This is a genomic window from Pandoraea anapnoica (genome assembly GCF_902459765.1).
GTDB lineage: Bacteria > Pseudomonadota > Gammaproteobacteria > Burkholderiales > Burkholderiaceae > Pandoraea > Pandoraea anapnoica.
Genome location: NZ_CABPSP010000003.1, coordinates 549048 through 560622, shown reverse-complemented (window position 1 = coordinate 560622; position 11575 = coordinate 549048). Strand labels below are relative to the sequence as shown.

11 protein-coding genes are annotated in these 11575 nt (G+C 60.6%); 4 read left to right on the top strand and 7 right to left on the bottom strand.

Annotation, left to right across the window (positions count from 1 at the left end):
* Positions 1-26: 26 nt before the first annotated feature.
* The 4 genes from PAN31117_RS08220 to PAN31117_RS08205 form a co-directional block, all read right to left on the bottom strand.
* Positions 27-977 carry a branched-chain amino acid ABC transporter permease gene (locus PAN31117_RS08220; RefSeq protein WP_039400819.1) on the bottom strand — a complete coding sequence of 317 codons (951 nt, stop codon included), beginning with the start codon at positions 975-977 and terminating at the stop codon, positions 27-29.
* Between the two features lie 211 nt (positions 978-1188).
* Positions 1189-2397: a branched-chain amino acid ABC transporter substrate-binding protein gene (locus tag PAN31117_RS08215; protein ID WP_150737719.1), complete on the bottom strand. Its 1209-nt coding sequence runs from the start codon at positions 2395-2397 to the stop codon at positions 1189-1191.
* 765 nt (positions 2398-3162) lie between these two features.
* Positions 3163-4134, bottom strand: coding sequence for a 4-hydroxy-3-methylbut-2-enyl diphosphate reductase (gene ispH / locus PAN31117_RS08210; protein ID WP_150737718.1), 972 nt, complete (start codon positions 4132-4134; stop codon positions 3163-3165).
* A gap of 8 nt (positions 4135-4142) precedes the next feature.
* A complete protein-coding gene (locus PAN31117_RS08205) occupies positions 4143-4598 on the bottom strand; it encodes an FKBP-type peptidyl-prolyl cis-trans isomerase (protein ID WP_150737717.1) in 456 nt (151 codons plus the stop codon).
* Positions 4599-4785: 187 nt separating this feature from the next.
* Between PAN31117_RS08205 and radC the strand changes: the two genes are divergently transcribed.
* From radC to nadB, 4 genes are all read left to right on the top strand, one after another.
* A complete protein-coding gene (gene radC / locus PAN31117_RS08200; RefSeq protein ID WP_150737716.1) occupies positions 4786-5460 on the top strand; it encodes a RadC family protein in 675 nt (224 codons plus the stop codon).
* A 224-nt stretch (positions 5461-5684) separates the two neighbouring features.
* Positions 5685-5918 (top strand): 50S ribosomal protein L28, encoded by a 234-nt coding sequence (gene rpmB, locus PAN31117_RS08195; protein ID WP_150664350.1) that lies wholly within the window; start codon positions 5685-5687, stop codon positions 5916-5918.
* 15 nt (positions 5919-5933) lie between these two features.
* Entirely contained in the window at positions 5934-6101 is a 168-nt protein-coding gene (gene rpmG / locus PAN31117_RS08190; RefSeq protein WP_039400834.1) for a 50S ribosomal protein L33, read from the top strand.
* A gap of 243 nt (positions 6102-6344) precedes the next feature.
* Positions 6345-7949 carry an L-aspartate oxidase gene (nadB, locus tag PAN31117_RS08185; protein WP_150737715.1) on the top strand — a complete coding sequence of 535 codons (1605 nt, stop codon included), beginning with the start codon at positions 6345-6347 and terminating at the stop codon, positions 7947-7949.
* A gap of 100 nt (positions 7950-8049) precedes the next feature.
* Here nadB and nadC read toward each other — a convergent pair whose 3' ends face one another.
* From nadC to PAN31117_RS08170, 3 genes are all read right to left on the bottom strand, one after another.
* Complete coding sequence (gene nadC / locus PAN31117_RS08180; protein ID WP_370855735.1) at positions 8050-8952, bottom strand: carboxylating nicotinate-nucleotide diphosphorylase; 903 nt, start codon at positions 8950-8952, stop codon at positions 8050-8052.
* Positions 8952-10085 (bottom strand): quinolinate synthase NadA, encoded by a 1134-nt coding sequence (nadA, locus tag PAN31117_RS08175; protein WP_150737714.1) that lies wholly within the window; start codon positions 10083-10085, stop codon positions 8952-8954. The genes nadC and nadA overlap by 1 nt, the downstream gene beginning before the upstream one ends.
* Positions 10086-10178: 93 nt before the next feature.
* On the bottom strand, positions 10179-11375 hold the full coding sequence (locus PAN31117_RS08170; protein ID WP_150664353.1) for a DesA family fatty acid desaturase: 1197 nt from the start codon (positions 11373-11375) through the stop codon (positions 10179-10181).
* Positions 11376-11575: the final 200 nt, after the last annotated feature.

Genomic DNA, 11575 nt, shown 5'->3' with positions numbered 1-11575 from the left:
TGATTCATGATGTCGATCCTCCCGGCTTATGCACGATCTGCCACGCGCTCGCCGAGCAGACCGCTCGGACGGAACACTAGCACCACAATCAGCACGACAAACGCAAAGACGTCCTGATAGTTACTCCCGAAGACGCCACCGGTCAAATCGCCGATGTAGCCCGCGCCCAACGCTTCGATCAGGCCGAGCAGCACGCCGCCGACCATGGCGCCCTGCAAGTTGCCGATACCACCCAGCACCGCAGCGGTGAACGCTTTCATGCCGGGAATGAAGCCCATGTAGAAGTGCGCGTTGCCGTAGTTCGAGGCCATCATCACGCCCGCGAGGGCGGCGAGTGCGCCACCGAGGGCGAACGTCGCGGAGATCACGAAGTTCGGGTTCACGCCCATGAGACCGGCGACGTTGCGGTTTTCCGCCGTCGCACGCATCGCACGCCCCAACTTGGTGCGGTTCACGAGCTGGGTCAGACCGAACATGACGAGGAACGCCACGACCACGATCACAATACCGGTGCCGTTTGTAACCGCGCCGGGATGATCGCCGCGCGGCGGAATGACGTTCATGGCGTCGGTCGGCAGCAGTTGCGGGAACGAGAGGGGGTTACGCGACCAGATCAGCATGGCGATCGTCTGCAGCAGCAGGGAGACGCCGATGGCGGTGATCAGAGGGGCCAGGCGCGGCGCATTACGCAACGGCCGGTAGGCCACACGCTCGATCACGAAGTTGGCTATCGCACACACGGGCATACACACGAGCGTGGCAATGGCCAGCATGAGCGCCGGGTTCATGTCCGGCGCGATCTTCAGAAGCAGGTTGATGGTGGACAACGCGACCATCGCGCCGATCATCATCACATCGGCGTGGGCAAAGTTGATGATGCCCAGAATGCCGTAGACCATCGTATAGCCCAGTGCAATGATCGCGTAGACGCTGCCAAGCACGAGGCCGTTCAAGATTTGTTGGATAAAAATATCCATGAAGCTAACTCCTTGTCCCGGAAACGGGCTCTCGACACGCTTGCCCGATAGGGCGCGCGAGGGGGCCGAGAGAACTGCGGGTTATGAGGCGTAATCCTGTGTCAGGAGAAGAGCCGTGCCCGTCATGCAGGCACGGCCTCTTTCCGCAGATAGTGATACGGCACCGAACGGGTAGGCAGCGGTGCCGTTTCATGGCGCGAGCGCCCGGGACTTACATCTTCACCACGTCAAGCACGCTCTTCTTCTTATCCTTGTAGTTGTAGAGCGTGATCACCGGCTCCTTCATATCGCCCTTGCTGTCGAAGGCGATGTGGCCGATGACACCCTTGTAGTCCGTGGCCGGCATAGCCGCCAGGATCTTGGCCGGGTCTGTCGAGTTGGCACGCTTCATCGCGTCGACGATCACGTTCACAGCGTCATACGTGAACGGGGCGTAGATCTGGATCGGCTGCTTGAAGCGGTCTTCGTAACGCTTCGAGAAGTCCGCACCGCCTTCCATCTTCGACAGCGCCATACCCGCTTCCGAGCAGACGATGTTGTCGATGGCGTCGCCCGCGAGTTCGGCCACCTTGTCGGTACACACGCCGTCACCGGCCAGCACCTTGGCGCCAATACCCAGTTCCTTCGATTGCTTGGCGAACGGGCCACCGGTGGCATCCATACCGCCGTACATGATGATGTCCGGCTTCTCACCCTTGATCTTGGTCAGAATGGCGCGGAAGTCCGTGGCCTTGTCATTGGTCGCGTCGTGCGAGAGCACCTTCAGGCCGTTGGCCTTGGCGGTCTTCTCGAACTCATCAGCCAGACCCTTGCCGTATGCCGTGGCGTCGTCGACGATGGCGACCGACTTGGCGTTAAGCGACTTGGTCGCGTAGTTAGCCAGTGCCGGACCCTGTTGCGCGTCGGTAGCGACCACGCGATAGGTCGTCTTGAAGCCCTGCAGCGTGTAAGCCGGGTTGGTCGCCGACGGCGAGATCTGCACGATGCCCGCATCGCTGTAGATCTTCGACGCCGGAATTGTCGTGCCCGAATTCAAGTGGCCCACCACGGCGACAACCTTCTCGTCGACGAGCTTCTGAGCAACCTGCGTTGCGGTCTTCGGATCGGCGGCGTCGTCTTCCGCTACCAGCTCAAGCTTGACCGGCTTGCCATCGATGGTCAGACCCGCTTTGTTAGCCTCTTCAATGGCCAGGCGTGCACCATTTTCGTTATCTTTGCCCAAGTGAGCAATTTGGCCCGTCAACGGTGCAACGTGACCGATCTTAATGACAACCGCATCGCCGCCCCCGCTGGCGGCAGTCGTCGCGGCAGGTGCAGAAGCGGCACCCGAATCGGCCTGCTTTTCTTCCTTCTGGCCGCAAGCCGCCAGCAGCGTCACTGCGGCGACTACGGGCAGTACCTTCGCGAACTTGAGTTGCATGTGATTATCTCCAGATTGTCGGCGATTTAATAACGCCAAATCGATGTTTCGTATGCGAAACGCGCGCATTGTAACTCCATTCTTTGCGGCTGCGACGCCCGTAGCCACAGGGTTTTCCATAATGGAGGACTAAGGTTTTATACCGACTTGTGCAACCCTATCTTTTCAAAAGCGCAACCCCGAATTTGTGAATGACTTTACGCGCCCGCGCGCGACTCCCCGGGCGGCCTTATGGTGCAACCGGTGCACCATTCAAGGGCCCGGATGCCATATCAATCTAATAAGCAATTAGCATGCCCATTTGATTTGGAGGGTTCTTTCTAATTAAGCAAGCATATAAATAATTAGATTCTGGAAATCCGGACACCCTTGATGTTCTTTAATTCTATATTCGTTGAATTATCAATAACGTCATTCGGTTTTGGCTGACGAGACGTTAAAACTTCCAAATTCCGACGTGCGGCGGTTTTGCGAAATTTGAGGTGACGATGCGAGAACGCCGCAACGAGTTTTGGCGGTGGATGGCGGGCGGATGGACGAACGACGCTCGGCAACGTCAGGTGGCCTGATGCGACCGATAACGGCTGGGGAGCGGGAAATGGCGTGGGGGTGGGAGAGCCCGCGCGCGGGACAGGCGTAAAAAAAACGGGGCCGTGAGGTACGGCACCCGGTTGATCGACCATGCGGTGTGAGCGCCGGTCGTGATTCTTGCTGCTGGGTATGGTCAGTGCGCCGCGGGCGCGGCAAGCCAGCCCGGCGTGCTGCTTAGCTCGCCATTTGGGTCAAGCCCTTGGGCAGCGGGAACGCGATGTTCTCTTCCACGCCGTCGAGCACCCTGACCTGATTGACACCCAATTCGCGCAGACGCGACACGATCGACTGCGCCAGCACCTCGGGTGCCGATGCGCCAGCCGTCACACCGATGCGGCGCTTGCCGTCGAACCACTCCGGCTTGAGCTGATCAGGTGAATCCACCATATAGGCCGGCACGCCCATCTTCTCGGCCACTTCACGCAGACGGTTCGAATTGGAACTGTTCGGGCTGCCGACGACCACGACCACGTCGCACTGCGGCGCCATGAACTTCACGGCGTCCTGACGGTTCTGCGTGGCGTAGCAGATGTCCTGCTTCTTCGGCTCGGTAATCAGCGGGAAGCGCTTCTTGAGTGCGTTGATGACTTCGGCGGCGTCGTCGACCGACAACGTCGTCTGCGTCACAAAAGCCAGCTTGCTTTCGTCCGCCACTTGCAGCGCAAGCACGTCTTCGATCGTCTCGACGAGGAACATGCCCTCGCCCGACTGGCCCATCGTGCCTTCCACTTCGGGGTGCCCCTTGTGGCCGATCATGATGATTTCGAGACCTTGTCCGCGCATCTTGGCGACTTCGACGTGAACCTTCGTCACGAGCGGGCAAGTCGCATCGAAAATGCGCAGGCCGCGCGATTCCGCCTCCGCACGCACCGCTTGCGAGACACCGTGCGCGCTGAAGATCAGCGTGTTGCCCGAAGGCACATCGGACAATTCTTCGATGAAGATCGCCCCCTTCTTGCGAAGGTTCTCGACGACATATACGTTGTGCACGATTTCGTGACGCACGTAGATGGGTGCGCCGTACATCGCCAGGGCGCGCTCGACAATCTCGATCGCGCGGTCGACACCCGCGCAAAAGCCGCGCGGCTGAGCCAGCAGGATTTCTGCATCCGACAGCGTCGGTGCTACGACTTGGGTGGCGCTCATTTCGATTCCTACAGAATGCCGATAATCTGGACTTCGAACACGATCGGCTGACCAGCCAGCGGATGGTTGAAGTCAAACAATGCCCAGCCTTCGCCCAGTTCGCGCAGGATGCCCGCATAGCGGCCACCGCTCGGCGCGTTGAACTCGACCAGATCGCCAACGCTATATTCTTCCCCGAAGTTGCTGTTCTCCTGCAACGTCTTCATCGAGACGCGTTGCAGCAGATCCGGATTGCGCGGGCCAAAGGCCTGCTCCGGTGCCAACTCGATGCGGCGTCGCTCCCCCACTGTCATGCCCAGCATCGCCTGCTCCAGCGTCGGCGCCATCTGGCCGCCGCCCAGCTGCATCGTTGCAGGGGTGCCTTCGAAAGTGTTGACAATGTCCGCGCCGTCGGGCGCGCCAATCCGGTAGTGGAGCGTCAGATAGGAATTGTCTTGAACCACGGGGGTTGCAACAGAACTCATGGGGGTCTCACAGCAAGGTCAAGCTATTATTGTAAGCGACGACGCGTTGCGCGTCCGGCTCCCCATCAAAGCCGCCCCGAAATTTTCCCGTGGCGGCTTTCCGGTTTGTCTTTCCCCTGTCATTCGTGACACCCGCGATCATGCGCGTGGCCGTGTCCGATCATCGGTCCCCGATCCTGGAGTCGTCATGTCCATCGCCCACTGGCCGGTCGCTGAGCGCCCCCGTGAAAAAATGCTGGCCCACGGGCCGAATGCTCTGTCCGACGCCGAATTGCTCGCCATCCTGCTGCGCACCGGTTCGCAAGGCCGCAACGCCGTCGAACTCGGGCGCGAGCTGCTGACCCACACCGGCTCGCTTGCCCGCCTGCTTGCCACCCCGTTCGAGACGCTGCGTCAGATACCGGGGCTTGGTCAGGCGAAATCGCTTCAATTTCAGGCGGCCCTCGAAGTCGCGCGCCGCATGTTGCGCGAGGGGATGCAAACGGGCTGCCTGCTCGATTCGCCCACCCGCGTACGCGACTATCTGCGGCTCACATTGCAGGATATGTCTCGCGAGCGCTTCGTCTGCCTGTTTCTGGATGCAGCACACCGGCTGGTAGGCACGCGCATCATGTTTGAGGGCACACTCACCCAGACATGCGCCTACCCAAGGGAAATCGTGCGTGCAGCGCTGGACCTTCATGCGGCTGCCATCATCGTGGCCCACAATCACCCGTCAGGCATCCCGACGCCAAGTGCGGCCGATATTGCGCTCACGCGTCAGCTGGGCGATGCGCTGGCCCTGCTGGAGATCCGTCTGCTCGATCATTTCATCGTGGCGGGAGACACCACCTACTCAATGGCCGAGGGCGGTGAACTGTGATGGGAACAACACCCTGCACATAAATTTGGCAACCGGGTCGCATTCGGGCCCGGCTTACGCTATACTCCGTCCCTTCCCCGAATCTCCGACAGACGTTTCCCGCCAGGGACTCACGTCCTACATCGACTAAAGCGATTGATTTGTCTGGGATTTTTGTGGTATTATCGCGGTCTGTCTTTTCGACTCACCTTTTTTTACACAGAATTCTGGGTTAGGAGTGCTTCATGGCACGCGTATGTCAAGTGACCGGGAAAGCGCCGATGGTCGGCAACAACGTTTCCCACGCCAATAACAAAACCAAGCGTCGTTTCCTCCCGAACTTGCAAAATCGCCGGTTCTGGGTTGAGAGCGAAAACCGCTTTGTTCGTCTGCGTCTTTCGAACGCCGGCTTGCGCCTGATCGATAAGGTCGGCATCGATGTCGTTCTCGCGGACCTGCGTTCGCGTAACGCCATCTAAGTTTAGGAGCTCATCATGGCAAAAGGCGCTCGCGACAAGATCAAACTGGAATCGACCGCAGGTACGGGTCATTTCTACACGACCACCAAGAACAAGCGTACCCATCCGGAAAAGATGGCTATCAGCAAGTTCGACCCGGTGGCTCGTAAGCACGTCGAATACAAAGAAACCAAGATCAAATAAGATCAACAGGTTTCATCGCAGTAGCTTGCTACTGCGTTCGATACCCCGCCTCTGGCGGGGTATTTTCGTTTGGGCGTCCCGAAAATTGCACCGCTACGCTATGCGTAGTCTTTCAAGTCGCAATTTCCCCGATGTGCGCATAGGGTCATGTGCCACGCGCGTATTGACTCGCTATACTGGATCCTCTCCCATTACGAGGATCGCGCCAGTGTCGTCGCGTCGATCCCAGACACCGCGCGTATCATGAATTTCGATGTCGTCATCGTCGGCAGCGGGCTCGCCGGCCAGTCCGTCGCCCTGCATCTGGCCAATACCTGCCGCGTGGCGCTCGTCGCCAAACGTCCGATGCCCGAAGGTGCGAGCGACTGGGCACAGGGTGGCATCGCCGCCGTACTGGATTCAACCGACAGCGTCGACGAGCATGTCTCCGATACGCTGATCGCTGGCGCAGGACTCTGCGACGAAGCAGCCACGCGATTCATCGTCGAACACAGCCGCGGAGCCGTCGAATGGCTCATCGAACAGGGCGTACCTTTTACCCGTGACTCCGAGGCCGAACTCGGCTTTCACCTGACGCGCGAAGGCGGACATAGCCACCGACGCATCATCCACGCCGCCGACGCCACCGGGCATGCCGTCATCGCGACGCTCACCGAGCGCGTGCGCGAACATCCGAACATCACCCTCTTCGAGAACCACTTCGCCGTCGATCTGATCACCTCCGATCGCGCCGACGACGCGCCCACAGTCGGCCGTCACTGTCAGGGGTTGTACGTTCAGGATCTCGGCACCGGCGAGGTGCATGCTATTACGGCCCGGCATACGGTGCTGGCCACCGGCGGCGCGGGCAAGGTCTATCTCTACACAACGAACCCCGATACCGCGACCGGCGACGGCATTGCCATGGCGTCGCGCGCGGGGTGCCGCATTGCGAACATGGAGTTCATCCAGTTCCACCCGACGTGCCTCTATCATCCTTACGCCAAGTCGTTTCTGATCACGGAAGCGGTGCGCGGCGAAGGTGGCCGCCTGGTGCTGCCCGACGGTACCCGCTTCATGCTGCAACACGATCCGCGCGCCGAACTCGCGCCACGCGACATCGTGGCCCGCGCCATCGACTTCGAGATGAAAAAGCACGGTCTCGACTGCGTGTATCTCGACATCAGCCACCAAAGTCCCGAGTTCCTGCGCGAGCATTTCCCGACGATTCTGGCCCGCTGCGCAGAGCTGGGCATCGACATCACGAAGCAGCCGATTCCGGTAGTACCCGCAGCGCACTACACCTGCGGCGGGGTTGTGACCGATATGCGCGGCCGCACCGATCTGCCGGGGCTTTACGCCGTCGGCGAAGCGACATACACGGGCCTGCACGGCGCGAACCGGCTTGCCAGCAACTCCCTGCTGGAGTGCATTGTGCTGGGGAAGGCGGCGGCAGAAGATATCCAACGGGACGAAGCCACGTATCCGCCCACCATCGACGCGCCCGCGTGGGACGAAAGCCGCGTCTCGGATGCGGACGAAGAAGTCGTCGTCGCCCATAATTGGGACGAGCTGCGCCGCATGATGTGGAACTACGTCGGCATCGTGCGCACGACCAAGCGACTGGAGCGTGCGCAGCATCGCATTGCCCTGCTGCGCGAAGAGATCGCCGAGTACTACGCGAATTTCCGCGTCAGCCGGGATTTGCTTGAGTTGCGAAATCTGGTCGACGTCGCGTCGCTGATCGTCGACAGCGCGTTGTCGCGTCGCGAAAGCCGGGGGCTGCACTTCTCGCGCGACTTCCCCGATACGCTGCCGAAGGCGCTGCCGACAGTGATTTCGCCACCGCTGCCGCGCCGCAAGCGGTAAGCCGGGCGCTCGCGAGCAAGCAAACAGAAAGGCCGCAGGGTAAAACCTGCGGCCTTTCGTTTGCCACGCTATTTCAGCGCGGCGAATCGAATCGCGACGTTTACCCCACCGTCTCCAGAATCCGCATGGAGAAGTCGGTCGCGCGGACATCCTTCGTCAGCCCACCGATGGAAATACGGTCGACGCCCGTCTCCGCAATCGCACGCACCGTTTCAAGATTGATGCCGCCCGACGCTTCCAGCACAGCACGTCCATCCGAGATACGCGCCGCTTCGCGCATCATTTCCAACGTGAAGTTATCGAGCAGGATCGACGTTGCGCCGCATTCGAGCGCCGTCGCCAATTCTTCCAGCGACTCCACTTCGATCTGGACGGACGCTCCGTCAGCCAGACGATCGGCGTTTGCCAGCACCTGACGAATACCGCCAGCGGCCGCGATGTGATTCTCTTTGATGAGAATGCCGTCGTAGAGCGCGAGACGTTGATTCGCCCCACCCCCGACGAGCACCGCAAACTTCTGTGCGAGACGCAGGCCGGGCAACGTCTTGCGCGTATCGAGGACGCGTGCCTTGGTACCTTCCACGATATCCGCATACCGGCGCACGGAGGTCGCAACGCCAGAGAGCATCTGAAGGAAATTCATCGATGTGCGCTCACCCGTGAGCAACGCGCGCGCCGGGCCCTGGATATCGCACACCACCGAATCGGGTGCCATGCGCTCGCCTTCGCGGTAGTGCCACTGCACGCGTACGGACGGGTCCACGCCCTGCATGCAGCGCTCGAACCAGCGCACACCGCAGAGCACGGCCGACTCGCGCACGATGATGCGTGCATGCGCCATTTCGTCCTGCGGCACCAGCAGGCCCGTCAGGTCGCCGCTGCCGATGTCTTCCTCCAGCGCGTCACGCACATTGCGTGTCATCGCCGCTTCGATCGGCTCACCGAAAATGGCGAACTCAGGAGAGAGCGCCTCGGCAGTGCTCAGCGTTTTCGATTGCGTCATTATGCGGGGCCTACACCGGAAAAGAGTGCGCCGTCGCGCGCGAAATCACCGCTTGCGCGCACGTTCTGTTTGCGCGCTTCAGCGAACGTCAACATACGGTCGATACAGGTGTGGGCGCGACGGCCGATCTCCGGATCGACGTGAATCTCGTTCGCCCCGGTCTCAAGCACGTCGGCCAGATTTTGCAGGCTGTTCATCGCCATCCACGGGCAATGCGCACAGCTCTTGCACGTGGCGCTGTTGCCCGCCGTCGGCGCTTCGATAAAGCGCTTGCCCGGCGCTGCGGCACGCATCTTGTGCAGAATGCCGTTGTCGGTGGCCACGATGAACTCGGTGGCATCCATCGTCTGCGCCGCCGTGATCATCTGCGACGTCGAACCGACCACGTCCGCCAGCTCAACGACCGCCGCAGGCGACTCCGGGTGCACCAGCACCTTGGCATTCGGGTATTCACGGCGCAGCAGCTCAAGTTCGGTGCCCTTGAACTCGTCGTGCACGAGACAAGCGCCCTGCCAGAGCAACATGTCGGCACCCGTCTGCTTCTGGACGTAGCTGCCCAGATGGCGGTCCGGTGCCCAGAGAATCTTCTTACCCTGCGCGTGCAGATGCGCCACGATTTCGAGGCCGATGGACGACGTCACCATCCAGTCGGCACGCGCCTTCACGGCTGCACTCGTGTTCGCGTAGACGACGACCGTGCGATCCGGATGCGCATCGCAAAATGCGGCGAACTCGTCTGCCGGGCAGCCCAGATCGAGCGAACAGGTCGCGTCGAGATCGGGCATCAAAATGCGCTTTTCGGGACTCAGAATCTTCGACGTCTCGCCCATGAAACGCACGCCAGCCACCACGAGTGTCTTGGCAGCGTGATTCCGGCCGAAACGTGCCATTTCGAGCGAATCGGCCACGCAGCCGCCGGTCTCTTCGGCGAGATCCTGAAGGTCGGAATCGACGTAATAGTGCGCCACCAACACGGCGTCCCGCTCGACGAGCAAACGCTTAATCTTGGCCTTGAGCGCCGCGCGTTCCTCCTGCGACGGCGCCTCCGGGACACGTGCCCAGGCGTGGGCTACGCACGTGGCGCCACTCGATGCGGGGCGCTCGAATTCTACGGATTTAAGTGAGGCATTCATTTTCGCGTGGCCCGAGGGGGACCTGGAATGACAAAACCCCGCCGTGGCGGGGTTTCGATTATGCGTCAAAAACAGATTTCTGGCTGAACCCGTTCACGCGTAGCGGCGCAGACGCGTCGCGAATTCCTGCAATGCGTGAATGCCGCTCTGCTCGGCGCGATGGCACCAGTTCTGCAACTGACCCAGCAGCTGCTCGCGCGAAGCGTTCGAACGGTCCCAGATACCGGCCAGTTCGCGACGCAGTTCGTAGTACGTCTTCACGGCGTTGCTGTGCGCGAAGATCTCGCCCAGTTGCTGCTTCTGCGGCTCTTGCAGCGATGCTTCGTCGTGATGCAGCCACTTGCGCGCACCGCGGAACAACTGATATTCGCCATGCTGACGCTTGTCCTTGAAGCGCGCCAGCTCTTCGCCGTAGGCACGCTGGAAAGTCTTCGCGTAACGCGCCATCACTTCATAGCGGTTCGAAAGCACGGCCTGCAAGGTATCGTCGTCGCATGCCGCCTTGATCTTTGCGAGCTTCGGCGTCGGCGCAACCTTCTTCACCTTGGCCAGGCCCACAAACGACAGGGTACGGATGTACAGCCAGCCGATGTCGAATTCGTACCACTTGTTCGACAGCTTGGCCGACGTGGCGTACGTGTGGTGGTTGTTGTGCAGCTCTTCGCCGCCAATGATGATGCCCCACGGCAGCAGGTTCGTCGACGCGTCGGCGCAATTGAAGTTGCGATAGCCCCAGTAGTGGCCCAGACCGTTGATCACACCGGCGGCCCAGAACGGGATCCACACCATCTGCACAGCCCACACGGTCAGACCGAGGGCACCGAACAGTGCGATGTTGATGATCATCATCATGCTGATACCCAGAATCGGGTAACGCTTGTAGATGTTGTTCTCGATCCAGTCGTTCGGCGTGCCGTGGCTGAACTTGCGCAGCGTTTCTTCGTTCTTCGCTTCAGCGCGATAGAGTTCGGCACCTTCGGCCAGCACCTTCCACAGGCCGCGCGTTTGCGGGCTGTGCGGGTCTTCCGGCGTTTCGCACTTGGCGTGGTGCTTGCGGTGAATAGCAGCCCACTCGCTCGTGATCATGCCCGTGGTCATCCACAGCCAGAAACGGAAGAAATGGGCGACGATCGGATGCACGTCGAGCGCGCGGTGCGCCTGGCAACGATGCAGATAGATGGTCACACCGGCGATCGTCACATGGGTGACGGCCAACGTGTAGAAGAAGATCTTCCAGCCGCTCCAGTCGAGCAGGCCGGTCGAGAGAAATCCAAGGAGACTGTCCAGCAAAATATCACTCCAAACTAATCAATACGGTAGCCATCACGGCAAAGCATCGAAATGTGCCGTGTCTTGTCTTGTCGGGCCGATGCGGCCGATGTGGACATAGGCCGTCGCGTCAGGTCTCGTTCTTGCGCTCGCTTGACGCTTCGATTCGCTGGAGGACGGCAAGTTGCGGATGCCGGTGCGATATGGGCGGAAAACGTGCC